Genomic DNA, 24,669 nt, shown 5'->3' with positions numbered 1-24,669 from the left:
TAGATATTACAACCATACCATTAACAATCCAACCTTTTCCAATTATGAATTGAATCAATTACTTCGAAACTGAGTCTCCCACAAACCTGCCCAAAACAATAAGAAGAGGGCAATTCTTCTGTTAAAGAATTGCCCCTATTGCGGAAGACTCGATTTCAAGATAATCTACTTAAGCTTATCTGCTACAACGAAATAAATAGCTATTATTTTAACAGTTTTTTATAATTATCCTTAATTGACTCTATGATTGATTTCATCTCATCCTATGTTCATCACCTTTTGAGTGATAATACCAGCAACCTCAAATTTAGGTAGTGCACCGTCTACAATTAGGTCAGAATTTGGTTTTGTCGTATCTAACATATTAAGATAACCACGCCTCCCTCTAGCTAAGTAGTTATCTAAATCCAGTATTATATCTTTAGCAGATCCACTTTTAAAATCTCTATTTATTCTACGTGCCATTGCAATATCCAATGGAGTATCAATAAACACTGCAAAATCAATAAGATTACTTGTTTTACTATGTAAATATGCAAATGGAAAATCTAATATTATGTAATCCTGAGGTTCAGCAAGTAACTGTTTTATATCTCTAATAAGCGGTGATAAGTCCCAATCATCAGGATTACAGCCATTATCAATCCATTTAATTATGTCTTTAGGACCATCAAAATCATAATCGTCAAAATATATCGTTTTACTATTTGGTAACTTCCCTTTTAAGCAAGAAGCAATTGTCGTTTATCCTCCGCCTGAAACCGCAGCAATAGCAATTACCATTGGTGACTTTCTTTTCATTATATTCCTCCAATATTTACGTTTGTCTATACTTTATTTACATTAGGGCAAGTACTCTATTGAGCAACCGCCCCCTATAAAGGAAGACTTGATATCGAGGTATGTTTAAGCAGACCTTAAACTAACACCCAGTTAGTTTAATAATGGTATGATGTTAATTTTTGTCTTTTCCAAAGACTTTCTTGATTTTATCTATAATTACTATCCCAATTACCCCGCCAATGCTCAATCCAGTAAAAGTTGCCCAATCTATCTCTTTCTCCGTCCATAAACTTAAGACAAATTGGATAATGTAAAGACTAACTATGTAGTAGGAAATATATTTTAATTTATCTTTAATTGTTATCTCCTCCAATAATACCTTGTATCAATCTGCTCGTTAGCATAAAAGCGATTACTTTTATTGAACAATTGCCCCCATGTCTTTAAGACTTGAATTCGAGAGGTTTTTACGATGTGTTACTACGCCAAAACTTGCCTGTTATAGGAAAAGTGAAACCGCCTAGCGTTAATCCTAATACAAGTGACCAGTTCATTTCACCGAATATGAAGTATCCGAAGAGAATAGCAGCGACTGCATAAGCGAGTGCAGAGATAATGCGATCTTTAATTCTTTTATTCATATTGCAATTCTTCTCCTACTACCTATATTTAATCTCTGTCCTTACTGTCCTTACTGACCTCTATTACCAACGGAGTACATTTCCAAACTATACCAATGTAAAAAAGGCGATCCTTCAATTGAAGAAACGCCCCCGTTTTTATAAGACTCGACTTCAAGATAATCGAAGCCAGGGGTGATTTTAATGCTTTGTCGGAAGCGTTAGAACCCTCCATCGCTTCCTTTGTCCACTTCCCTTATTTGGAATCAAATCCGAGGTCATTTAATAGATTAATAAGCATTGTTCCAGATTAAAAGGACCGATAGTTGCCGGTACTATTGGTGTAATTTGTAATTTGCTGCTGTAATATCGATATGTTTCTTACTGTAAGAATTAATTGATATTTTTTGCACATTTTCATCAGGTAAAGACAATTTTGACATGAGTAGATCAGAGAAGTTCTTATTGTGTGTACTAATAATAATTTGTTTTTCTTCGTTATTAATAAGTGATGTCAGCACATCAATGAAGGAGTATGTGTTAACATCGTCTAAATGTTGGAAAGGGTCATCAATTCCAACTATGTTAAGCTTGCTCCAATTTTGCGTAATGTTTAAAGCTAAGAAGATACTTAGTGCAAGGATTGTGGACTGTGCTGCGCTGAAATTTAAATTTGCATTTACTTCTTGTTTTAGCTGTTCTCTAGTTAAATCATCTAGCTGCCCCCAATCTCCTTCTTCAGAGAGTAAAACATACAAGTCATTCGCTCTCGTTACGAGTTTGACATGTTTATAATATGCATGAGGCGAGATTTGTCTAAAGAATTGATCAATAATACTGCTATTGTCCCTAAGATACTTGTTTATCAAATCACTCTGAACGTTTGTGTGTATTTTTTTAAGAATTTCAATATTATTTATATTTTCTTTTGCTAAAGAACGCTCAGAATTCATGTTTTGTTTTACATTAACTATTTTTTCCTTTTGTTTTTGTATTTCCGTCAACTTATCTTTTTCTTTAAAAGCAGAAACGTTCTTTAATCTAGCTGCAATTTCAGCATCTATACCTGATATCATTTTTAATTGTTGATTCATGAAATTGAGAAACTCATTTATGCTATACCTTTCGAAGGATACTGGGTAACCTGACTCTAAAGTCTTTGCGATATAGTGGATCTGATCAATCTTGTTTTCAAGACTATCTATACTAGATTCAAGTTCAACTTTTCTTATCTTCAACTGTTTACATGATTTTTCATTTTCATCTAAGTATTCGTCTAATTTCTTTACTCTTGCATTAATATCATCTTCATTGGAAATATTTAAAAATTTTCCTTTGAAATGTAATTTTAAATTCTTATTCTTTTTTTCTTTTAAATTGATTTTCTCGTTTAAGGAATTTAACTCATTTGACCTTTTAATAACATCCTTAGCTAAGTTATAATGATGTTCATGTTCATTTAAAAAGTTTTCTATTTTATCAAGTAAACTTTCTATGATAACCCTATCAAATTCTGACACATCACCAACAATAGACTCAAGATATATTATCTTACCTTCAAGAGAACTTTTATTTTTAAGCAGTACATTGAATTTTTCTTCTAAAGATTTAGTGTGCTCTTGTAGGGACTTTATATCATTCTCTATTTTGGATATTATTGAATTCTCTTCGCTGAGCTTTATATCGACTTCATCGTACTTTTCTTGGCCTTCTCTCAGCTTAAATTCAACATGACTTAAGAGAGTGTTTACATTTTCAAAATCACTGCCACACACAGGGCACTCCGTTTCAGACTCTCTATCTAAAAGACTCCTTTGCAAAGAGAAAGTAATCTGTTGAAAGTTATCTGCACGAATGTCCTTCTTCTTAGATTCCAACTGTTCAATTACTTGGTTTTTTTTCTCCTTATCTCTGTATGCTTGCTCAAGTTGTTCTTTATTGACTTTAACTTCGCTCTCTATGCTGTCTATCTTCATGTTTATTTTCTCTAGTTCTTGATTATTATCCTTTAACTTCAACCTTTTTAAGGTGTTCTCTTTTCTCTCTTTTTCACTTTCAAATACATGTATAAAGTCATTGTAGTTATTGTATTGTTCAATAATTTTTTTCATCTCTATATTACTATTCACATAAGATATAAAATTCTTTATTTCTCTTTCTTTACCTTTGAGATCATTTAGTTCCTCTTGTAATAATTTTATTTCCTGAAGATCCTCTCCGCGTAATAACAATTGATTCTTTCTACTTTCAGCTAATACCTTTCCGCGTTCTCTTCTTTCCAATTCATTATTGGCATCTTCAAAGTTTTTATATGAAAAATCAAGTTTTCTTTTTTCATCGATAAGTTCAGAATTAGATAACTCGAATCTATGTATCCTAGCAATTAAATTTTTTAACTTTCTACTTTTATTCTCTAGATCCTTTCTTTGGTTTCTAATTCTTTGAATATCTTCCTCTTCCAAGCTTTTGATTTTCACAGTATTATAATTCACCAGATGTTCTGGTAAAGAATAAAAATATGTATTTAATATATCAATCAAACTCGATTCACTGACTTCGCCAGTGTAGTCTAGAATATATTCATTATCTTTGTATCGTGTGTCAAGGCGCTTTATTTCGCTTTCAACATCCTTGAGTTCTGTATCTATACGATTTAATTCATTCTCAAAAGCAGTTTTACTCTTATTAATGTAATTTTTTAATTCTTTCCCATACTTATCGAGCCCAAGTATGTTTTCCAGTTTTGCATATCTATCAGTTGGTTTATCAACCTTCACAAATTCTTCTAAGGTTTCTTGAGATAAAATCTGAGTAGCAGCAAATATTGAAGTAAAGCTGTTTAACTTTTGTTCTTGATTTAAGAAACTCCCTGTTGTAATTAGATTGATTATTACTTTTAATCCCTCTCTAATAGAGTATGGCTGCCCATCAACATAAAGCTTTTTGACTACATTCCCTGATAATAGCTTTCTAACTTCTCTTTTGATTGTACTTATATTCCCATCTCTATTAACTATATCTACTTCTACACTGACTCTATAAGTTTCCTTTTGGTACTCATGATTATTAACAAGATAATTAAATTTAGTTTGTTCGCTACTACCAGAAAAGCGATTGAATTCGCCAGTAAACACCCAACTTATAGCATCAAAGATTGTACTTTTACCATGTCCATTTGAACCCTCGATCAATATTACTTTCTTATCAGCCAAGTTAAACTCATGGACACCTCTAAATATTCTAAAATTCTCTAATTTAAGTCGATTAATTTTCATCACTTACACTCCCCCTTCCTATGTTTAAGATATCTTGTTCAAGTTCACTATTTTCTTCTGAGGCAGAGTACGAAGTGAAATAGTAATCTAACAAGTTGTTCGCTAATGAGTAAAAACTATTAAGGTCTTGCTTTTCTTCACCAGCATTCTCATTTATAACGGAAGAATTTAACATCCCAGATTTGAACTCCTGGTCATAATCAAATTGTGATCTTTTAATAAATTGATTGCTTAGAAAAGGAACATCCGTAATTTCTTCTACTGATCTGAAAACATATTTCTTACACACGTATTCATCTTTAACAACCTTATTTATTGAAAGTGCTAAATCATCATCACTATCTAAATCAAAATTTAGAATCATGAAAAAATAAATATTTTTCTTGTATTTTACAGGCAGATAATTATATATGCTCGCTATAAATGGTTGTTCGGAAATGTACCAGTCAAGAAATAATGATTTTGCCTCGTATTCTTTGGCAAAGATTAATCTTGAGTCCTTCACCCACATCTGTATTCCATTATCGGACAACTCAGCATTAAAAGGCTCAAACTCCATTAATTCGTAACCCATCTGCTTAAACTTTATAATCAACTCTTCAATTTGCAAAGAAAGCACCTACTCTTCTGATAGACTAATTTTCCACTGAGACTCCATCTCTTTATTCTGAAATGTCGGAAAGGCCTCTTCATTTGTGGTACTGAAAAATTCAAAGAAACCATCCACTTCGTCTTTGTTAATGAACTTTAAATTTTCAGGTGGATCAATTATCGATATGTCATCTTTTTCAATTTTAGCAACAGTAAATCTTGCTGCTAGCCTCTCACTAGTCTTGGACCTTGTAGTTTCCTGTTCTTCCTTCTCGTCAATTATTAAACTGAAAAGCTCTTGATTAATGTTAGAACCGTAATCACATTGTTGCAATGCAGAAATCACCGTGTTTTTCACCATTAAAGCATTTGACTTATTTCTAGCATTATGAATAGTAAATAAAAGCTTCTCATTTTCTATTTCACCTGTGTGAAACAATAACTGAGAATTTTGGAATTCTACTTTTTTAGAAGGATAGAAAACTAAACAACGTATGATATAGGATAAAGACTTCTTAATATGTTGCTTGTTCTTATCACTATTGAACTGTTCAACTTTAATTATGCTTTGTAAGTTAAACAGTTTGTTTAAAAACACTAAGCAGTATTTGGTGTCTTTCCTAAACTGCTGCTCAAACTCTGTTCTAAACCAATCTAATGTATCGAGTAACTCCGAAAGTAATTTTTGATTAGATTTAAATTCTTCTTGAAATTCGCTTCGAAGAGCTCCTAGCAGATATTTAATTGTTCTTAACAGGGAATTGTCTTCTAAATAACTCGATGCATCGTCTTTTAAAGATTCACTCCATGTGTAGATTAGTGCATTTACGTCTTCTCTTTTAAAGACTAAATCAGACTTATCCATTTCCTGATCGTCTCTGTAAGTACGTTGTACAACTTCAGACAACAAATTACTAAAAATCCCTTCAACAATTGTTTTCTTGATTGGATGTAAAATCCCAATAATATCAGTAATTAAACCTTCGATTGTTTTCTTTAATGAATCGAAAGAGCCCAATTTGTTAATGTACAGTTTCTCTAAATAAAACTCCACTGAATTAGTAAATACTTCACTGAATTGTATATTTCTATCCTTTAGTTCTACTGGGCTTTCTATTTTTGACTTAAGGATAGTGTCTTTTGAAATATCCGCATTAAATGAAGGATTGAGTGTGAATAATTCCAAATCTTCCAGACTGTTCTGAGGAGTGTTACTTACAAGTTCAAACTGAGGTTCAACGAAGGATTTATCATCCATGTACTCTTGGATTAGAGATATGGAGCTTTTATCAATAAAGACTTCATAGTTTTTAAATAGTTTCTCTATCCATGAATTAAAATAATCATAGTCACTATCTACGCGTTTCTTTTTGCTTCGTGAGTAGATGTCATTAGGTTGCACTTTATTTGAACTGTTCTGTCTCACTGTCTTTACTTGAATAAAGCGAATATTATCGTTACTCAATAGTGCGACGTCATCAAAATATTCAAATACAACTTTGTCCCACCAACTATTTTTGGGATCTTGTACCATCTTGAGGATATAATAAATTGCGACGTAATATTGATACACAAATCCCCTGATTGCAGTTAATCCGCCTAAATCCTCAAACTCGCCCTGCATCAGTTTGTTAATAATGTCTTCTTCATCAATTCCTTCGAGGTCTTCCCCGCTTTGATCTTGATATATTCTGAACTTTTCTAAGTGATACTGATATACCGAATCTTTATATGCCTTTTCCACTATATTACCCCCAGATAATCACACTAAATAACTTGTAATCTACTGAATATTTTACTATATATATGATGTTTATGAACTAGAAGAGTAGCATTTTGCACTTCAAAAAGGGCATAATCTTAATAAAACGCTGAGGTTACTACTTTAGGTGTTTTGCCTCTCCAAAAACATGATGATAATAGTAAAACTACAACTCCTAAAAAGCGCTTTAATTTTATATACGAATGAGTACAGATATCGTTTCAAATGTGGCTAATACCTCGAAACTGAGTCTTCCACAAACCTGCCCGTTTCTTGAAGACTCAGTTTCAAGGTATATATCCAAATCAGGGAACAAGATACAATGGTTACATCATGAAAGTAGAAAATCTAAAGTTAATATAATAGAACGCTCATTCGCATTCTTCGGATATCATCAACAAGCTTTAATAGTATCCAAACTTAAAAAAGCTGTCGAAAGCTTTCTCGACAGCCTTGAAGCCTCCTATTATGGACGGCTTACATTATTCATTCAAATAAATCATCTGAGGTTTAGGATGACTTAAAAAGTCATGGTGTGAAATCGTCCAGGCATAAGCTCCGGCATATTCAAAAACAACGAGGTCTCCGGCACGAAGCTTATCCACCTGCTCCCCGCGGACGAGGACGTCATTCGGCGTACATAGTTCTCCAGTAATTGTTACATCCTGATTTAAAACACCCGGACGCGGCCAGTTTTTCTCCCACCTATCTACAGGAATGATCTGGAATGGATGACTCATTTTCCAGGCCGCCGGCAGACGAAGGTGGTGGGAGCCGCCGCGGACAAGGGCAAAGGCTTGCTCATGGTTTTCCTTCACATCCAGAACCTCTGTTACATAATAACCACATCCGGCTGTCATATAGCGTCCCAGTTCCAAAATCACTGTCATGTCCCCGACTTCTTTCTCCAATTGTTGGATACCTTCAACGAACGTCATCCAGTCAAAAGGTGTGTCCGGGTCCCAGTAATTGATACCGATGCCTCCCCCGACATCGACAGTTTCCAGATCCAGGTGGAACGCACTGGCCCAGTCCTTAGCTTTCTGGATGCAGAGACCGGTAAAAGCGACGTGCTTGTCCGCATCGAGGTTGTTGGACATAGCATGAAAATGAAACCCCTTCACATGAATATGATCCAGTCCGGCTGCGGCATTCAGGATATCCGGCATTTGATATTCATCGATACCGAACTGGGTGGGTGTTCCAGACATCATATGATGACTTTCCGGCACATCCTTCCGAAGGTTGACACGCAGCAGGACAGGCATGACTTTTCCAGATTTCCCAGCCGCTTCATTGATCCGGTATAGATCATAGAGACTTTCTACATTGATGTAACGCACCTCTTTTTCTACAGCGGCTGCGATTTCCCTGTCTTTTTTAGCAGGCGCACCGAAAAGAAGCGGCCTTTCTCCCCCTGCTTTATTCATCTCCTCCTCTGATGCCGTGTCAAAACCGTCTACGATAGGAGTAAGCGCTGCTAAAATATGAGGGTCCGGGTTGGCTTTTACAGCATAATACAGGTCACAAAAATCCGGCAGGCTCGACTTCAGTGATTCCGCATGGCTTTTCAGCTGCTGTAAGTCATAGACATACGCACAGATGGGATCTTTTCCTTGATGCTTTTCATTGATGATCTTCTCGATATCCATTCCTTATTCCTCCACAACCTGACGCCCCAACGGATTCGGCACTTCATTGTATCCATACCCTTGACTGTTCGTAAGACGCATTTTTGTCAACGATTTGTGCATGACCACAGGCTGATAGAGGAAATCACGATCTTCCTTCACAGCCTTCTCCGATGCTTCATCAACTGCCAAATCGTCCAATATCTGTTCACACTGCTGTTTCACAACGTCCCAGAACCACGGCTCTCCGGCATTTGTCCACTCACTCAGCTGGCGGATGATTTCCCCGAGGTGATTTTGGAAGACCGTGTAATACAGCTTATGGTGCATGTCGGACAAGTTGTTCGTTACACTGACAGAATCAGCGGCAAACGCCGGGGTATGACCGCGGCTGCGGAGACGGTCTGTATAAATACGCGATCCGCCCCAGTCACGAAAGAAGAAACGGGAAAGACGGCCGTTTTTAAAGACGGGAATACTGTTCTGCAAATGCCCCTCCAGGGCGATGCCATATTTCACCATCAGTTTCAAATATCCAGGAAGAACTTTCTCAACATAGGTCTTGAAAAAGCTTTCCGATGCTTCTTCTATCGTAAGGTTTTCACAGCGGCTCAGTTCTTCGATTATATCTCTCAAAACGGTCCGGCCGCTGATCGGAGATTCGGCATAGAGGGCCATTCCAGCCACCGCCCATTCCCCATCCTCCAAATGATGGTCGATGTCTTCCCGCAGCAGCATTGTTAAATTCCTGCTTTTAAGGCGGTCGTCCGATTGGAAGGCCGCACCGGAAAGCTCCATCAGAGGAACGAAGCTCTCCATATCTGATTCTTTTTCGTAAATGTCCTTGATCAGACGGGAGAAAACCGTGGAATTCATAGCCGTCTGCATTGAAATCGACCGGATTGTGGATGTCATCTGACTGTTGACCGCCAATTTTATGACCGGTTGATTCCCTTTCGGGGCCACAGTTCGAAAGGATGAGGTAGCTTCTGCATCCAAGTATGGCTGATCTAATAGAACAACCACCCCGCTTTTTATCTCCTCTTCATAAATAACAGGTAGAGCGTTTTCCATCTGCCACGGATGGACAGGGATCATCTCATACTCCTCCGCGTCATACCCTTTATCTGAAAGCTCCCGGCGGGCAGCCGATGTCTGATCCGTAAAATACTTCTCCAAACCGGTCTCTGTCATAACAAGCGCACTCCGCTTCACAGCTGCAAACCGGATGATAAACGGCTGATGAAATTCAGGTGAAAACCGGAGCACATCCTGATAGGAAAGACCGAGTTTCGTCTTAGCTCCCGGATGTAAATGATGCCCCTCGACGACAAGTTGTTCGAAAAACAACCCTGGTGAAAATCCGGACCCTCTTTTTTTAAAGGCCAGATAAGAAAACAGTGTATCCGCTGCAAGATTATGGGCTTCCTTCTTCACTCCATCTTTCCATACCTCATCAAAAGCAAGAGCCATTGTTAAATTCGCCGTTCCATTATTCAGTTCCCGTGTAAATGGGAAGAGGTTCGGAAAATCCTCCACGGAAAATAATAGATGAAGAAGGTCAGCCGCTGATTCCACACGCCGGCAGCCTTCGCTGGAGACAAACAGGATCCCCTCTGCTGTTTCAATCATTTGGAAGGCCGAAACCCGGCGGATCGGAAATAAGACACCATAGTCACCCCGGCAGATGATAAGATAGTCCCTGCCTTCTTCGAGAGGCTGGTTTTTCAGCCCCTTATACAGAGGCTCTTCCGAGACGGGGACTCCATCTGCCAGCAGCGTCCCACGCTCCACTTCAATCTTCCGGGCGGTTTGATACATCCCCTGAATGTTCTCGCGAAGAATCGAATCGGCCAGTTTATGCAGAATTCCCTTTCTCCCGTTGTCTCTATGTTTATGGAAATAGGGTACGAGTTCCGGATACGAGGTGGTCAGGAACTCCAGACACTTCTCCTCTTCAAAAATCGGTCGGGGCATCGTGTGAAGTTCTGTAGGAATCATTTCTTCGTCACCTCCTTTGTCAGTGGATTGGGAGCATCCACATAACGATAGTCTGTATATTGATCTGTGAGTCTCATTTGAACGAGGGCTTTCATCTTAGACGGGCCGGAACATAAGGCCCTCTCGTCTTCTTCTGCATCTTGTTGAATGGAAGGAAGCTTCCTCAACTCTTCATATTGATCATGAATAACCCTTCGGACTTCCTCCCACATCTCCTCCTCTCCACAGCCAAGAGATCTTGCGAGAGCCGTAATGATTTCGCCGAAGTGATTATGAAGCAGTGCATGAGAAAAGACATGCAGGAGATCATCCGGCTGCTCGGTCAGCAGGTTCGTAGCCGGATCAATCGGCAGTTGATCAAAGAAGCGTCCGAGCCGCCCGCTCATTATCCGGATGCCGCCATAATCTCTCAAAATGATACGCTCAGGCCGTCCTTTTGAGAAGACGACCACACAATTCTGCAGATGGGCTTCCATTCCAATACCATATTTCGTCAAAAGCGTCAGAATGGGAGGGAGGACAGCCTCTGCATAGGCTTTGATAAACGACGCTGCCGTTGAATGTTCCATCGACTCCATCATTTCCCGGGCAATTAACATACCGCTGATTGGGGAGTCAGCTACAAGAGCAGCCGCCGGGACAGCGACTTCGTCTTCATTCAGATCCTGTTCTGGATTTTCACGTAGAATGGCTGCCAGATTCTTCTGCTTTTCATGTCTGACATCATCAGATAACGGACCTTTGGGTTCGTAGTGTAGACCGGCGGATTCCTTCATCGCAGACAGCCGTCCGGCCAAATCGCGGTCCTGACTTAACAGGGTTTCAAAAAGACGGGATAAGGCAGGACCGTTCTTTGTTGAAGCGGCGGACACGGTCCTGACTGCACTCGTCATTTGTACGTTCACAGCCGTTTTTATATGATGACGGGTGACGCTTCCTTCGGGAGCAAGGGTGCGAAAAGAAATCAAGGCTGTCATAGGCAGGGTGTACGCCGGGACCGGAAACACCAGACCGCTGTCCAGTTCTTCCTTATAGTCCGGTTCTATCGTATGCTCCCACTGCCACGGATGGACAGGAAGAAGTTCATAGTCCCCCCTGTTGACTTCCTTCTGTCTGCAGGCCGCTTCAAAAGCATGCTCCAGTCCTTGATATTCTTTGAATAAAATGGATGAAGCTGTTTCCCCTCCCATCGTCGTCTGCCGCACGACGTCTTTATGTACCGCTGCCGGAATGACACCTGGCTTCCCCGCCCATTCCGGCGCAAACGTGCGGATGTCCTCCGTACTCAAACCCATTCGTGTGCGTGATCCGGGATGGATCGTATGCCCCTGAATGACCCACTGTTCAAAGTAGACGAGTGGACTGAAAGAAGCAACCGCCCGTTTTTTATGTTCCACATAGGAAAGCATCGTTTCCGCTCCCCTTCTGCGGGCTTCTTTAACGGCTGTCGCTTTCCTGATGGATGCCGCCTCAAGGGCCAGGGCATAGTTGGAAGCACTGTTGACCATTTCATCATAAAACCGCTGGACGGACTCTTTTTCATCAGGGGCATACAGGAAATCCAGCAGCTGTTCCGGCGTTGTGACCGCAGACTCCGCCCCCTTATCGTCTAAATGAAAGACACGGCTGATGTCTATTTGGCCGAGCATGTATGTTTTTTCCACGATCACATGGATCATTCCTCTGTTGGCTTTCAAGCCGATTTCTCTGTCCCCATTCTTCCATTCATAAGCAAAAACATGCTCACGTATGATGGCTTGAAGAAGCTGATGGAGCACAGACAACGACGCTTTTTCTTGATGTTGAAGTTTACGCATTTCTTTCATTTCTGTCACCTCTTGCCGGGGTTCATTTTATGTACCGGGGTCTATTCCCTCAAACAATAGGGAATAATCTCCCCATACTGCCTGTAACGTTAGAATACTCTTCTCCCCCCTCTGGTTATGCTCTACCTGTTGTCCAAAGACAGAAAATATTTTATACTTGATAATGATTATCACTATAAAATCACATGTAGGAGTCATATTTATGAAGACTGCATTCCAAAATATTCAAAAAAACCATCGCATCTATATCGGGAGCCGGCATGCCGGACATGTCTCACATAACGTCACCGACCTGATTGAAAATAAAGAAAACCTTGAGCGTCTGTTGACCGCTCAGGCGGACAATCTTGAAGCCCCGAATCTGTCTGTTGCCGGGCTGTTATTTGGAAAAATGTACTCGGTTCTTACGATGGGCCTGTTTGAATCCATCGTCCGTCATGGCATTTTGTTTGATGGACACCCGGAGCATTATGGGATTCAACAGAAAGAAAAGAACGTCATGAATTACATCCTTGCGGAAGACTGCGTCCATAAAGTCGCAGATGTATCCGAGGCGTATGTGAAAGCACAGATTCGTACGTTCATCGTACATCATCTGCAGCCGTTGTTCCAGACAGCCGCCCACGTTTCCAAGTGCAAGGCGGCCCATATGCGTTCCATCGTTTCCCACAACCTGCATCAACGCATGTGTGCGCTTGAAAAAGAAGGGGTGGATCCGGACCAGTTGGAAAAGGTCTTCCGTTGGTTCACATCAAACGAGCTATTCCATGAAAATGAGCGCAATCCGCTCTACTTCAAATTCCGCTGGTACACCTCTGAAGAGGGAAAACAAACCTATGTCCGCCGTCACTGCTGCATGAAATATATGCTCCATGATGCGGATAAAAGCAAATGCTGTCCGACCTGCCCGCTCATTACTGATGAGGAGCGCAGGGACCGGATATAAGGAAAACCCCCGCCAGGCTTACGTACTGGACGGGGGTTGGTTTTATGCTTTCATTTGATTGTATTTCTCTTCTACGAGCTGGACGAGCGGATGACCGGCGTCCAGACCTGAAACGCGGACCAATGTGGCTTGAAGTCCTTCGTTTTTCAATTCTTCCTGGATTTCAGCTGCTTCCGGATCCTCCTTATAATCATACAAGAGGGCAGCAGCAATGACTTCTGCCAGGTGGGACGGCTCTTCGTTCATACGTTCAGCATACTCAAAGGCAGGACGAATCAAACGGTCTTTCGGTCCAAGCTTCCTTTTCGGCGCACGCCCGACACGGGTCACTTCATCAGATAGATCCGGGTTTTCGAAGCGCTTGATGATTTTATCGGCATATGCTTGATGTGTTTCTTTGTCAAAACCGTACTTCTCTATGAGAACGGCCCCTGTTTCAGCGAGCGTACCACGAAGAACATCCTTCACTTTTGGATCATTCATCGCTTCCATAATCGTCTTATGACCATAATAATAGCCGAGATAAGCAGGAACCGCATGCCCTGTGTTAACGGTGAACAATTTCCGTTCAATATACGGCGTTAGATCACTCACATACGTAATGCCTTCGACAGCCGGGCGCTCCCCTTTGATTGCCGGCGTTTCCACAACCCACTCATAGTAGGGTTCTACTTTGACGGCAAGCGGATCTTCGTTGGCCTGATCAGGAACGATACGGTCGACCGCTGCGTTCGGGAAACCTGTTTCTGCAAGAACAGCGTCCGCTTCATCCCCCTCTAAATGCTCCAGAACCGAGGCTTTCAATGATTCACTACCACCAATCATGTTCTCACAGGCGATCACATTTACGGGACCACCGTTGTTCTGGCTGCGCTGCTTCAAGCCTTTAGCTAAGAGGCCTGCGATGACAGAGAGAATGTGGGGGCCGACCGCTGTCGTAACCAGATCCGCTTCAGCAATCGCTTCAATAACGGCCGCTTCCTGCTGGATACTGTTCAAACCGGAAACGTGTTGCACTTCCAGGGATTCAGCTGATCCGGCAAGCTCCACCGTGTAACTCCGGCGTTCATTCAACTGATTGATCAGCGTTTCATTGACATCGACGAAAATCGTTTCAAATCCTGACTGGTCCAGCAGAGCTCCGATAAATCCTCTGCCGATGTTTCCTGCTCCAAAATGAACGGCCTTCATGTTATTCCACCTCGCTGAACATTTGAATGACTTCTTCCTTGCTTTCCGCTTCAATTAACTTTTGTACGTTTTCTTCTTCCGAACATACAATCGCAATTTGAGAAAGAATTTCAAGGTGCTCATCGCCTTTACCAGCAATACCGATCAACAGCTTCACGATGTTTCCGCCTCCGAAATCCACCCCTTCTGGTACCGTCACCACACTGATGCCTGTTTCAAGTACCACTTTCTTCGCATCCTCCGTACCATGGGGGATCGCTACAAAGTTACCCATGTAAGTGGAAGTCAGCTCTTCACGTTTCAGCATTTCATCAATATAGGACTCCTCTACATACCCCTGGCCATTTAAAATACCGCCTACATAACGGATCGCTTCTTCCTTTGTCGCCAGTGTTTGGTTCAGTTCAATGTTTTCTTTTGTCAAAATGTTGTTAGACATGATTCATTCTCCTCTTATTGTTTAGTTTGTAAATATTCATAAAGCTTTGTGCTGAGGTAATTGACGATGGTGTCTTCCTCTCTGGATTCCAGAACAGCCACACATTCTTCCTCCTCAACAATCAGCGAACTTAAGTAACTCAATGTTTCGAGACCCTCTCTGCTCATATCCGCCGGTGCGAGCATAAGCAGAATGGTGTGTACGTCAGCGGGTTCCCCACCCATATCGACAGCCTTCACCGGCTCATGAGTGAAGTGGACTGTAAAGGAAGGCTCTTTCACCGACTCACTGCGTGTATGGTACAACGCAAGAGCTGTGCCGGGGATGGCGAGCCCGCCTTTCTGCTCCCGATCCAGCAAGGCTTCAAGAACAGCAGGACCGTTTGGAATGAAACCGTCTGCGGCCAGGCGTTCCGTCATCGCTGTCAACACACGGGGCATATCATAACCATCTGCCTCCAGGACGCGGAGCCTGTTCAGCAGATGATCAATCACATCGGCAAAGCTCCTCCAGCTTTTCAGCCTGTCTTTCACCTGTCGGAAGTCCACCCGGGTCACCGAAGGTTTCGAATCCTTTTTCGCTTCTTTCAAATGACGAAACACCTGGATACGGCGGATGGTGTGCTCCAGCTTATGAACATCCTTCTGCGGCAGAACAGGACTTACCCTTACATAATCGTCTATATCCGGAAGCTCAATCGTAGAAACGATCAGGTCATAATCTTCCTTCATCATATCCTTCAATTCAAAAAGCGAGCGATGCTCAACGGATTCGATTTCATTGAACCGCTTTTGAAGCTTAGCGGCGAGGATCTTAGCCGTCCCGATTCCGCTTGAGCAGACAACAAGGACATCCAGTCCCCTTCTGCCTTCCAGCTTTAAGAGAGCGGAGGCGAAATGCATGACAACAAAGGCCACTTCTTCTTTCGGAAAGAAAAGATCAGGAAAAACTTCAGCAAGACTTTCTTCGATATGGACGAAAAGCTCCGGGTAATCTTCCACCATCTGTTCGGTAAACGTATTCTCAATCCCCATTTGGTGCTTCAGCCTGTATAAGCTCGGCTTCAAGTGAGCTACAAGGTCATGCAGCAGGCGGTCGGACTCGTGAAAATGGATGCCGGTTCGATTTGTTACTTCTGTAATCAGCTGTTTCGTTTGTACAGCAATACTCATACTTGACTCCTCAAGTACAGAATGACGGTCGTAACGCGCTTTGGCTCCCATCAAGTGCATCGTAATGAAACCTGTCTCCGCTTCCGGGATGTCCAGTTGAAACGCATCCGCCAGCAACCGTGTCAGCTCCCTCGCAAATTCGAACTCTTTGGAATGACGAAGCTTATCCAGCTGTTCTTCTTCCATATGAATCATTTCCCCGTATTGAATCCGCTCGATCGCAAGACCAAGGTGGATAACGAGAGCGATATAGGCGCTGTCTGCCAGCGGGTAATGCAGGTTACTCCTCAATTGTTCCACATGGGTTTCAATTCGAGTCAGCTTGTCCGGCTGCACAAAATCCAGCAGCTGACCGGATATAGAGGATACCGGCTTTTTATCGGCCTGCATATTCTGCTGAAGGAGCGAAAACAAATCCAGTTCATTCAAATGCTTCATAAGCAGCGAACTGATGGCTTTACGGATACCCGATTCAGGGCCGCTCACTTCCACTCCATAGCCCCGCCTGCGGACGAGCGTCAATTCAAAATCCGCTAAATAGCTTTCCACCTTATCTAAATCATGACTGGCGGTTGCCACCGTCACTCCAAGGTCAGTGGCCAGCGCGGACAATTTTACAGGCTCTCTTGATTCCAGCAGTTTGGATAAAATGAGCACCTGACGTTCTTCAGGCGTATAGTCGACCGTTTCCTGCTGATGCAGTTCCCGTTTAAACTGCTGTCTGTTTTCAAATGGGCCTTCAAGAATAAGTAATCCTCCAGATTGTTTGGATAAACGGAGCCCGTACTCCTCAAGAACACTTTCAATTCCCTTTAAGTCACGGTGGACGGTTCTGGTGCTTATACCGAGATCCTCAGCCACCTGTTTGATCGTCACGGTCTCTTGCTCTGAAAAAAGCTGCTCTAAAATCTTTCTTTCGCGGGCTGTCACATACATCTGCCTCACCTCCCTCATTGACAACATTTAATTAGTTTATTTGCTATATTTCCATCTTAGCCCGGTTCGTAAGGGTTTTCAACAGAAAGTAAACCCACTCTCGTCACGATGGCTGTGACAAAATTAAAAAAGAAAACATTCTCCAACAGAACTCCGACAGTTGGTTCAGGCGCGTGCCGCTTATCGGTGAATGCTTGCGGTAGAACGGAAATGGTCTTATCACGTGAAGGCACGAGATATAATATATTTTGACCAAACAAAAAAGGAAGCCTCACGGGCTTCCTTTTTTTCGTGCTTATTCGTCTTCTTTCAATTCATTGACCAATTCATCATAGCGCGGGCTGTTCAGGAAGTTGTCCACGGAAATGTGGTGGGCTCCTGGTACACGCTGCATCGCACGCTCCGTCAAATCTTTGTGTGTGATGACGATATCCACATCAGATGGCAGGTCATTGATCGCCATGTTTGTCACATCAATGTTAATCCCTGCTTTTTTGAATTTGTTCTTAAGAAGGGAAGCTCCCATTGCACTGGAACCCATACCGGCGTCACAGGCAAAGATGATCCGGTCAATTTCCTTTTCATCCACTGCTGGGACTTCTCCGGTATTTCCAGATGGCGCAGGCTGCGCTTTTCCCTGGGATTCTTCAGGCTTCTCATCATTTTGCAGTTCATTGACAAGCTCATCATAGCGCGGGCTGTTCAGGAAGTTGTCCACGGAAATGTGGTGAGCTCCTGGTACACGCTGCATCGCACGCTCCGTCAAATCTTTGTGTGTGATGACGATATCCACATCCGATGGAAGGTCATTGATCGCCATGTTTGTCACATCAATGTTAATCCCTGCTTTTTTGAATTTGTTCTTAAGAAGGGAAGCTCCCATTGCACTGGATCCCATGCCGGCGTCACAGGCAAAGATGATCCGGTCAATATCCCCTTCACGTACAGATGGAACTTCTTCTGTATTTCCAGAAGGAGCCTGCTCTGTAGAAGCTTCTTTTGCTTCTTCGTCCTTCGTCAACTGACCGGAAACGGAACTCTTCTTCCCTTTCATCTGTTCCATCTGCGCAGTCGCCTGGTTCAAATCGTCTTCCTCCTCTTTCTTGCTCAGCTTCAGAATCAAGGAAGCGACAAGGAAGGAAGCAAGAGCGGCAATCAACACACCAGCGATTACTCCCAGCAGATCTCCACGTGCTGTCAACGTCCCGATGGCGATGATACTACCCGGGGACGGTGTAGCTGTCAGTCCGACACCAAGAGCGGCAAAGGTTGCTGTACCTGATACACCACCAGCAATAACGGCTAGAAGCAGAGCCGGCTTGGACAGAATGTACGGGAAGTAGATTTCATGGATCCCACCGAAGAAGTGGATGATCGCAGCACCAGGTGCTGTCTGGCGGGAAACCCCTTTTCCAAAGATCGTAAAGGCTAACAAGACACCAAGTCCAGGTCCTGGGTTGGACTCAAGCAGGAAGAGAATCGATTTTCCAAGATCCTGCGTTTGATCCACTGCAATCGGACTCAGGATGCCGTGGTTGATGGCGTTGTTCAGGAACAAAATCTTCGCTGGTTCAATAAAGACGTTGACCAGTGGAAGCAGTCCGGCACCAATCAGGAACTCTACCGCACTTCCGAGAATATTTGTCAGTCCTGCCATTACCGGACCGACCACATAATAACCAATGATAGCAAGAATACCTGCGGCAATACCGGCCGTAAAGTTGTTGATCAACATTTCAAAACCGGATTTCACTTTTCCTTCAAACAGTTTGTCTACATATTTGATGACAAGGCCACTGAATGGACCAATCACCATGGCACCAAGGAACATCGGAATGTCTGCTCCGACGATAACCCCCATCGTCGCTGTCGCACCGACCACTCCTCCGCGCAGACCGTGGACAAGACGTCCACCTGTGAAACCGATCAATAATGGAAGGAGATACGTAATCATCGGGCCGACCATTTCGGCTAAATCTTCGTTTGGAAACCATCCATCTGGTATAAATAAAGCGGTAATAAGTCCCCATGCAATAAATGCGCCGATGTTCGGCATGATCATACTACTTAGAAAGCTGCCAAATTTCTGTACCCGGGCACGGAAACCAGCTTGCTGCTTTTCACTCATTTTGTTTCCTCCTCGTCTCTTTCGTGTGTTTCTTCTGTAACCTTATGATAAAGCGGTTACAACCCATATCTCAAGACAATCTAAACGCATGTTTGTCACAGATGTCATGACAGGATTAAAAAACCTGTCATGGCGCGGTTTACCAGCCCTCCACATTCATCAAAACTGGAATGTGATCCCAGTTCTTGTTTGAGTTTCTGCTCACAGGGAACGTTTACACAAGATAATAAGGACAGGAGGAATAGGACGATGAATGCAGCTCAACTACTGATTCAATGCTTGGAAAAGGAAGGCGTCGAGTACATGTTCGGCGTCCCGGGGGAAGAAAATATTGATGTGATGGATGCTGTTTTAGACTCATCCATCCAATTTGTCACAGCAAGACACGAAACGAGTGCCGCTTTTATGGCAAGTACGTATGGACGTTTGACTGGAAAACCTGGTGTCTGCCTCGCCACACTCGGGCCAGGTGCTGCCAATCTATTAACAGGAGTGGCCAACGCAAACATGGACCGCTGCCCACTGATTGCGATTACCGGTCAGGCGGGCCTTGATCGTCAGCATAAAGAGTCCCATCAGTACTATGACCTTGTCGATATTTATGAACCTGTGACCAAATGGAATGCCCAGATCAAAACAGGTGAAATGATTCCGGAGGCCGTACGGAAAGCGTACAAAGTGGCAGCGGAGGAAAAACCGGGCGCGACCCACATCGATCTTCCCGAAGATATTGCCGAAACCGAAGTAGAGGGAGCTCCCCTGTCAATCAGCCGCTCCACTCTGCCGGTAGCAGAAACGTCCGTGATCCAGGAAGCAGCGGAAATCATAAAAGAAGCACGGTTTCCAATCATCTTAGCCGGAAATGGAGTGACCAGGGCAGGAGCATCTGAAGAACTCCAAGAGTTGGCCGAAAAAGCGTCCATTCCTGTTGTCCATTCCTTTATGGGCAAAGGAGCACTCTCTTGGAAACATGAACACAACCTCTTTGCAGCAGGTAGCGGAACAGATTACATTACGTGCGGATTCAGCAAAGCTGATTTAATCATCACGATCGGCTTTGATATGGCAGAGACTCCTCCGGAAAGCTGGAACCCTTCCGGCCGTACTCCCGTCCTCCATATCGATACGGCAACGGCTGAAATCGATTCCCATTATCCGGTCAAGGTGAATGTCGTTGGGGACATCCGTAAAAACCTGGCTCAGCTGAATACATCCCTCTCAAGTCAGGAACGGGACCTTTCATGGGCCGAACATGTGCGCAGTCAGATGCTTGAAGATATGAACGCTCATAAAGATGATGACTCCTATCCCTTGAAACCGCAGAAAATCATCTCCGATCTGCGCCGGACTTTGAACGATGAGGACATCGTTATTTCCGACGTGGGCGCCCATAAAATGTGGATGTCCCGCCTCTATCCGGCCGCCCTTCCGAACACGTGTCTCATCTCCAACGGACTTGCTTCCATGGGGGTAGCTGTTCCCGGTGCTGTCGGTGCGAAGCTGGCTCACCCGGACAAAACAGTAGTGGCCGTGTGCGGGGATGGCTCTCTTTTGATGACAGAAGCAGAAATGGAAACGGCAGTAAGACTCCAGCTCCCTATCATCATTCTGTTATGGCGTGATGAAGGCTACGGATTGATTGAATGGCATCAGAAGAAGAAATTCGACCGCTCTTCCCATATCGGTTTCGGAAACCCGGATTTCTCCAAACTGGCAGAAGCATTCGGTTTTGAGTCTCTAACAGTAGAGAAAGGTGATGCTCTTACAGTAACCCTTCAGCAGGCCATTTCTTTAAACAGGCCTGTACTGATTGACTGTCCTGTCGATTACGGTGAAAATATGAAGTTGACGGAAAAACTAAACCAAATCCAATGCGACTGAGGGATTGGACAGGAAAGCAGCTTCAAAGAATGAATAAAAATAAGCGGAGCCTGATGGCTCCGCTTTCCAAGCTGCCGGGTCATTGATCGGCAGCTTTTTTGATCGTTTCTTTTTCTTCTTGTTTCCCATGTATGTAAGAACATGACCAAGAGATTCTTTTCATATAAAAGGGGGTCGCTCCCAGAAAAGACCTATACTTTTCTCTGTTCTTTACTGGATATGAAGAGGTCCAAAGGCATACGATTGACTGCCGGACTCCATCTCAAATGTGAAAACATCCCCACGCGCAGCAGGCCCCACTCCTTCCGGTGTACCCGTGAAAATGATATCTCCCCTGCCGAGCCCGAGACGACCTCCGATCACGTCAATAAGCTCCCGCAGGGAAAAAATCATTCGTTCCGGCTCCCCATTCTGAACGATTCTTCCGTTTTTAAAAAGGGAGAAGGCCGCCTTACGAAACGCCTCTTCCCCTGGGAAAGGCTGAAACCGGCTGACTACAGCTGATCCAGGAAAGCCTTTCGCCATTGTCCACGGATGCCCTTTTTCCTTCAGTTTCGACTGTACATCCCTCGCTGTGAAATCAATACCGAGGGCGATGCCGTCGAGCATAGCATCGAGCGGTTTATCCGGATGGTAGTCCTCTCTCATTTTTACGACCAGCTCTCCTTCAAAGTGGATCTCCCCCTGCTCAAATGGAAGGTGAATTTCTCCCTCCGTTGTATGTAACGCGTGGGTCGGCTTCATGAAAATGAGCGGCACGGACGGCACCTGATTGCCAAGCTCTTCTGCATGCTTTTTATAATTGCGCCCTACACAATAAATGTTGCGGATTTCCTCCATCTCTTTCAACTCCTCCCTGTTTTCCTGCTTTCTCCAGTTTAGCACAGGAACCAGGAGCTTACGGAATATCCCTCGAATGTATACAGATGTTCCACCCTCTACACGTTTTTCAACAAACAGGCCATCCATTACTATAAAAAAACGCAGAGCAAAGGCTCTGCGTTTACGTAGAAGCTGGAATCCAGCGTTTATAGGGCTGTTTGCTGAGATGATGAGCTGCGAGTTCCTTAAATTCCTGCTGCTGTTCTTCGGAAGCGAAATAGCGCTTCGGCAGAATGATGGTCTGCTTATCCTTTGTATAAAGAACAAACATTGTGGACACTTCATTCAACGTCGCAATTTCTTTCCATAAATAGCAGTGACTCTGTTTTTTAATCTTTTCGGTAATCCCTCTATCATCAATGGTATAGGTCCATGCATTTTTGGCATAATAATCAGCTTTGTAAACACCTGTAGAGCGGAGATGGAGGACAAACATCATGATCAGAAAGACAAAAGCAGCCGGGATCAAAGCATATCCCATAGAGACCAGTCCCTTCTGCCACCAGGCTCCTTCTACGGATCCATAAAACAAAACGGTAAACAGTACCAATGTGCTGAACAGCGTCCATATCTTCATCCGTTTAAAATGAAAAGCGTGGCACTGCTTAAATTCATTCAACTGAAGAATGCCGCTGATATGAATTCCTTTCTGGATATTCATGGTGTACCCTCCCTTTTAAAAAGTCTACGCTAAGATTAGAGGTTATCCTCATCTTTAGCAACCATTATGCTTGAAAAAACGCACCCCAATTTATGGGATGCGTGGGAGAATTAAAAGGAGACAGCCACTTTTTCTGCTTTCTCCAGCCCTTCTTCAATGATGCTTTCCGCCTTGTCCGGGAATTGGTTATGCCCTTCAATGACGAGCGTCGTAATGTCTGAAATGCCCCAGAAACCAAGAATGTTTTCCACGTAGTTAACGGCCATCTCAGCGGATTGAGCGGGTCCTTCGGAATAAACACCGCCGCGGGCGTTCAACACAGCCACTTTTTTATCAGGAAGCAGCCCAACAGGTCCTTCCGCTGTATAACGGAACGTTTTACCTGCCTGAGCCAGATAATCAAAGTACGTGTGAAGAACAGCCGGTATCGTAAAGTTCCACAATGGGAAAGCGAAAACGACTTTGTCCGCTTCCAGGAACTGGTTTAAATACCCATTGACCGTCTTCGTGGCGGCTTCTTCGTTCGGAGTCAGTTCCATCCCTTGAGACAGTTTGAACATACCGTTGATTTTATCGGTATTGTAGTACCCGAGATTTTCTTCAAACAGATCCAGCTCTTCAATTTCGTGATCCGGATGATTCTCTTTATAATGGTCCAGGAACGTGTGATAAAGCTTCACACTCACGGATTGTTCAATTGGTCTAGAATTCGCTTTAACAAACAATACTTTTGTCATTAAAATCCCTCCAGCATCTATTCAGGCCTTCTGCCTATTTAATTTGAATTCATAATGTTGCTATACATACTATATAACAATCATCATACTAATCGTCTTCGTTGAATATGTCAATCATCACGCACTCAATGATGCACATACGACATAATACCCATTTTTATCCAAGTTGGTTTAACAGGAAGAAAACCCGGCTATAGAGCTAATGTGCGCACAGGAAATCATTAAATGGAAAGGATGTATACACATGGCAGATCGTTATAAGACAGGCGAAAAAGCTCCGGAATCAGGTACGTATGAATTTGATGGTTTAGCCGATGGCCGCAAGAACAATAACGTTACAGAAGATGAAAAACATATCGAACTCAGCAGCGGTGATACATTCCCACCTCTCCGTTCAAGTAAGGAAGCAGCCTATTGGAAAAAAGCCAAATAAAAAGAAACCTGAACCCCTTTCATAACTGGGTTCAGGTTTTTTTCTTCCCCTGGATCACTTTAAATCGACTGCCTTTGGCGCCTGGTTTCTCTTCAAATGACGTGATGGCGGCCCTCACACCGATGGAAAGGGAGCCATCGGCCTCTACTAAAAATAAGGTTCCCGGTTCTTTCACCTCAACGGAACGAACGTTATGCCTTGCAAAAAGCTCCTGCAGCTCGTGGATCAGTTCTGTTTTCCCATATGTGAAACCCATTTGTGATCACTCCTCGTCTAGTCTTGTTACTAGTAGGGTATGTAGAAGAAATAGAAACATGCCACTTCTCTATGATAAGAGATCTGTTGAAAGGCACGGTCGTTGACATATCGATAATCCTCGATTAATATAGGCCTATGAAAAATTACATCGATATCTTCAAAGTATTAGCCAACCAGACAAGATTGGATATGCTTATGTGGTTGAAAAATCCTGAAAAACACTTTGATAAGCCGACCGCTCATCTATCTAAGAACATCAATGAAAAAGGCGGCGTCTGCGTCGGAGATATTCAGGAAAAAGCCGCCCTTTCGCAGTCAACCGTCTCCCACTACCTGGCGATGATGCAGCATGCCGGCCTGCTGGAATCCGAACGTCATGGCAAATGGACCTATTACCGGAGACGTGAGGAAAAAATTGAGGAAGTCGCGGAATTTATAAAAAGAGAGCTGTAAGCTCTTTTTTTACCACCGATATATCGATAATTTTAGATATGTAGATATGAGTTCAAAGGAGGA

Annotated in this window: 19 protein-coding genes; 4 read left to right on the top strand and 15 right to left on the bottom strand. The window is 43.1% G+C overall.

Going from position 1 to position 24,669, the window contains the following annotated elements; genetic code table 11:
* Positions 1 to 258 precede the first annotated feature (258 nt).
* The 7 genes from ACXAGL_RS14000 to ACXAGL_RS13970 all read right to left on the bottom strand — a co-directional run bounded on the left by ACXAGL_RS14000 (position 259) and on the right by ACXAGL_RS13970 (position 12,489).
* Complete coding sequence (locus tag ACXAGL_RS14000) at positions 259 to 738, bottom strand: nucleoside/nucleotide kinase family protein (RefSeq protein WP_474992380.1); 480 nt, start codon at positions 736 to 738, stop codon at positions 259 to 261.
* 1,000 nt (positions 739 to 1,738) lie between these two features.
* Positions 1,739 to 4,678 carry an AAA family ATPase gene (locus ACXAGL_RS13995; protein ID WP_474992378.1) on the bottom strand — a complete coding sequence of 980 codons (2,940 nt, stop codon included), beginning with the start codon at positions 4,676 to 4,678 and terminating at the stop codon, positions 1,739 to 1,741.
* Positions 4,668 to 5,288, bottom strand: coding sequence for an ABC-three component system middle component 1 (locus ACXAGL_RS13990; RefSeq protein ID WP_474991414.1), 621 nt, complete (start codon positions 5,286 to 5,288; stop codon positions 4,668 to 4,670). Before ACXAGL_RS13990 ends, ACXAGL_RS13995 begins: the two co-directional genes overlap by 11 nt.
* A 9-nt stretch (positions 5,289 to 5,297) precedes the next feature.
* Positions 5,298 to 7,013, bottom strand: coding sequence for a dsDNA nuclease domain-containing protein (locus ACXAGL_RS13985; RefSeq protein ID WP_474991413.1), 1,716 nt, complete (start codon positions 7,011 to 7,013; stop codon positions 5,298 to 5,300).
* A 500-nt stretch (positions 7,014 to 7,513) separates the two neighbouring features.
* Positions 7,514 to 8,683 (bottom strand): type III PLP-dependent enzyme, encoded by a 1,170-nt coding sequence (locus ACXAGL_RS13980; protein WP_474991412.1) that lies wholly within the window; start codon positions 8,681 to 8,683, stop codon positions 7,514 to 7,516.
* A 3-nt stretch (positions 8,684 to 8,686) separates the two neighbouring features.
* The gene (locus ACXAGL_RS13975; RefSeq protein WP_474991411.1) at positions 8,687 to 10,663 is read right to left on the bottom strand and encodes an IucA/IucC family protein; all 1,977 of its coding nucleotides are present in this window, start codon (positions 10,661 to 10,663) and stop codon (positions 8,687 to 8,689) included.
* Positions 10,660 to 12,489 (bottom strand): IucA/IucC family protein, encoded by a 1,830-nt coding sequence (locus tag ACXAGL_RS13970; RefSeq protein ID WP_474991410.1) that lies wholly within the window; start codon positions 12,487 to 12,489, stop codon positions 10,660 to 10,662. Before ACXAGL_RS13970 ends, ACXAGL_RS13975 begins: the two co-directional genes overlap by 4 nt.
* Positions 12,490 to 12,691: 202 nt before the next feature.
* Here ACXAGL_RS13970 and ACXAGL_RS13965 point away from each other — a divergent pair, with 202 nt between their 5' ends.
* Positions 12,692 to 13,435, top strand: coding sequence for a hypothetical protein (locus tag ACXAGL_RS13965; RefSeq protein WP_474991409.1), 744 nt, complete (start codon positions 12,692 to 12,694; stop codon positions 13,433 to 13,435).
* Positions 13,436 to 13,477: 42 nt separating this feature from the next.
* Here ACXAGL_RS13965 and ACXAGL_RS13960 read toward each other — a convergent pair whose 3' ends face one another.
* From ACXAGL_RS13960 to ACXAGL_RS13945, 4 genes are all read right to left on the bottom strand, one after another.
* Positions 13,478 to 14,626 (bottom strand): mannitol-1-phosphate 5-dehydrogenase, encoded by a 1,149-nt coding sequence (locus ACXAGL_RS13960; RefSeq protein ID WP_474991408.1) that lies wholly within the window; start codon positions 14,624 to 14,626, stop codon positions 13,478 to 13,480.
* A 1-nt stretch (position 14,627) separates the two neighbouring features.
* A complete protein-coding gene (locus ACXAGL_RS13955; protein ID WP_474991407.1) occupies positions 14,628 to 15,065 on the bottom strand; it encodes a PTS mannitol transporter subunit IIA in 438 nt (145 codons plus the stop codon).
* A 14-nt stretch (positions 15,066 to 15,079) separates the two neighbouring features.
* Complete coding sequence (locus tag ACXAGL_RS13950; protein ID WP_474992377.1) at positions 15,080 to 17,191, bottom strand: BglG family transcription antiterminator; 2,112 nt, start codon at positions 17,189 to 17,191, stop codon at positions 15,080 to 15,082.
* Positions 17,192 to 17,468: 277 nt separating this feature from the next.
* On the bottom strand, positions 17,469 to 19,301 hold the full coding sequence (locus tag ACXAGL_RS13945) for a PTS mannitol transporter subunit IIBC (protein WP_474991406.1): 1,833 nt from the start codon (positions 19,299 to 19,301) through the stop codon (positions 17,469 to 17,471).
* Between the two features lie 249 nt (positions 19,302 to 19,550).
* On the opposite strand from ACXAGL_RS13945, the gene ACXAGL_RS13940 reads away from it, so the two are divergent.
* Complete coding sequence (locus ACXAGL_RS13940) at positions 19,551 to 21,182, top strand: acetolactate synthase large subunit (protein WP_474991405.1); 1,632 nt, start codon at positions 19,551 to 19,553, stop codon at positions 21,180 to 21,182.
* A 210-nt stretch (positions 21,183 to 21,392) separates the two neighbouring features.
* Here the strand turns inward: ACXAGL_RS13940 and ACXAGL_RS13935 are convergent, their stop codons facing one another.
* The 3 genes from ACXAGL_RS13935 to ACXAGL_RS13925 form a co-directional block, all read right to left on the bottom strand.
* A complete protein-coding gene (locus ACXAGL_RS13935) occupies positions 21,393 to 22,022 on the bottom strand; it encodes a fumarylacetoacetate hydrolase family protein (protein ID WP_474991404.1) in 630 nt (209 codons plus the stop codon).
* A gap of 163 nt (positions 22,023 to 22,185) precedes the next feature.
* On the bottom strand, positions 22,186 to 22,725 hold the full coding sequence (locus tag ACXAGL_RS13930) for a YcxB family protein (protein WP_474967966.1): 540 nt from the start codon (positions 22,723 to 22,725) through the stop codon (positions 22,186 to 22,188).
* Positions 22,726 to 22,835: 110 nt separating this feature from the next.
* A complete protein-coding gene (locus ACXAGL_RS13925) occupies positions 22,836 to 23,462 on the bottom strand; it encodes an FMN-dependent NADH-azoreductase (protein ID WP_474967965.1) in 627 nt (208 codons plus the stop codon).
* Positions 23,463 to 23,706: 244 nt separating this feature from the next.
* Here ACXAGL_RS13925 and ACXAGL_RS13920 point away from each other — a divergent pair, with 244 nt between their 5' ends.
* Positions 23,707 to 23,895 carry a YjzC family protein gene (locus ACXAGL_RS13920; protein WP_027953645.1) on the top strand — a complete coding sequence of 63 codons (189 nt, stop codon included), beginning with the start codon at positions 23,707 to 23,709 and terminating at the stop codon, positions 23,893 to 23,895.
* A gap of 31 nt (positions 23,896 to 23,926) precedes the next feature.
* Here ACXAGL_RS13920 and ACXAGL_RS13915 read toward each other — a convergent pair whose 3' ends face one another.
* A complete protein-coding gene (locus ACXAGL_RS13915) occupies positions 23,927 to 24,151 on the bottom strand; it encodes a hypothetical protein (RefSeq protein WP_474967963.1) in 225 nt (74 codons plus the stop codon).
* Positions 24,152 to 24,288: 137 nt separating this feature from the next.
* Between ACXAGL_RS13915 and ACXAGL_RS13910 the strand changes: the two genes are divergently transcribed.
* A complete protein-coding gene (locus ACXAGL_RS13910) occupies positions 24,289 to 24,606 on the top strand; it encodes an ArsR/SmtB family transcription factor (protein ID WP_474967962.1) in 318 nt (105 codons plus the stop codon).
* Positions 24,607 to 24,669: the final 63 nt, after the last annotated feature.

The sequence above is a fragment of the Halobacillus sp. ABA4_118 genome, assembly GCF_056160205.1.
The sequence above is the reverse complement of the archived record's forward strand: the minus strand, read 5'-3'. Positions and strand labels throughout refer to the sequence as shown.

Excerpts from the sequence above, each read along its gene's own strand:
- ACXAGL_RS13995 (WP_474992378.1), bottom strand. The coding sequence starts at position 4,678 with ATGAAAATTAATCGACTTAAATTAGAGAATTTTAGAATATTTAGAGGT.
- ACXAGL_RS13980 (WP_474991412.1), bottom strand. The coding sequence starts at position 8,683 with ATGGATATCGAGAAGATCATCAATGAAAAGCATCAAGGAAAAGATCCC.
- ACXAGL_RS13975 (WP_474991411.1), bottom strand. The coding sequence starts at position 10,663 with ATGATTCCTACAGAACTTCACACGATGCCCCGACCGATTTTTGAAGAG.
- ACXAGL_RS13970 (WP_474991410.1), bottom strand. The coding sequence starts at position 12,489 with ATGAAAGAAATGCGTAAACTTCAACATCAAGAAAAAGCGTCGTTGTCT.
- ACXAGL_RS13965 (WP_474991409.1), top strand. The coding sequence starts at position 12,692 with ATGAAGACTGCATTCCAAAATATTCAAAAAAACCATCGCATCTATATC.
- ACXAGL_RS13960 (WP_474991408.1), bottom strand. The coding sequence starts at position 14,626 with ATGAAGGCCGTTCATTTTGGAGCAGGAAACATCGGCAGAGGATTTATC.
- ACXAGL_RS13955 (WP_474991407.1), bottom strand. The coding sequence starts at position 15,065 with ATGTCTAACAACATTTTGACAAAAGAAAACATTGAACTGAACCAAACA.
- ACXAGL_RS13950 (WP_474992377.1), bottom strand. The coding sequence starts at position 17,191 with ATGAGGGAGGTGAGGCAGATGTATGTGACAGCCCGCGAAAGAAAGATT.
- ACXAGL_RS13945 (WP_474991406.1), bottom strand. The coding sequence starts at position 19,301 with ATGAGTGAAAAGCAGCAAGCTGGTTTCCGTGCCCGGGTACAGAAATTT.
- ACXAGL_RS13940 (WP_474991405.1), top strand. The coding sequence starts at position 19,551 with ATGAATGCAGCTCAACTACTGATTCAATGCTTGGAAAAGGAAGGCGTC.
- ACXAGL_RS13935 (WP_474991404.1), bottom strand. The coding sequence starts at position 22,022 with ATGGAGGAAATCCGCAACATTTATTGTGTAGGGCGCAATTATAAAAAG.
- ACXAGL_RS13930 (WP_474967966.1), bottom strand. The coding sequence starts at position 22,725 with ATGAATATCCAGAAAGGAATTCATATCAGCGGCATTCTTCAGTTGAAT.
- ACXAGL_RS13925 (WP_474967965.1), bottom strand. The coding sequence starts at position 23,462 with ATGACAAAAGTATTGTTTGTTAAAGCGAATTCTAGACCAATTGAACAA.
- ACXAGL_RS13920 (WP_027953645.1), top strand. The coding sequence starts at position 23,707 with ATGGCAGATCGTTATAAGACAGGCGAAAAAGCTCCGGAATCAGGTACG.
- ACXAGL_RS13915 (WP_474967963.1), bottom strand. The coding sequence starts at position 24,151 with ATGGGTTTCACATATGGGAAAACAGAACTGATCCACGAGCTGCAGGAG.
- ACXAGL_RS13910 (WP_474967962.1), top strand. The coding sequence starts at position 24,289 with ATGAAAAATTACATCGATATCTTCAAAGTATTAGCCAACCAGACAAGA.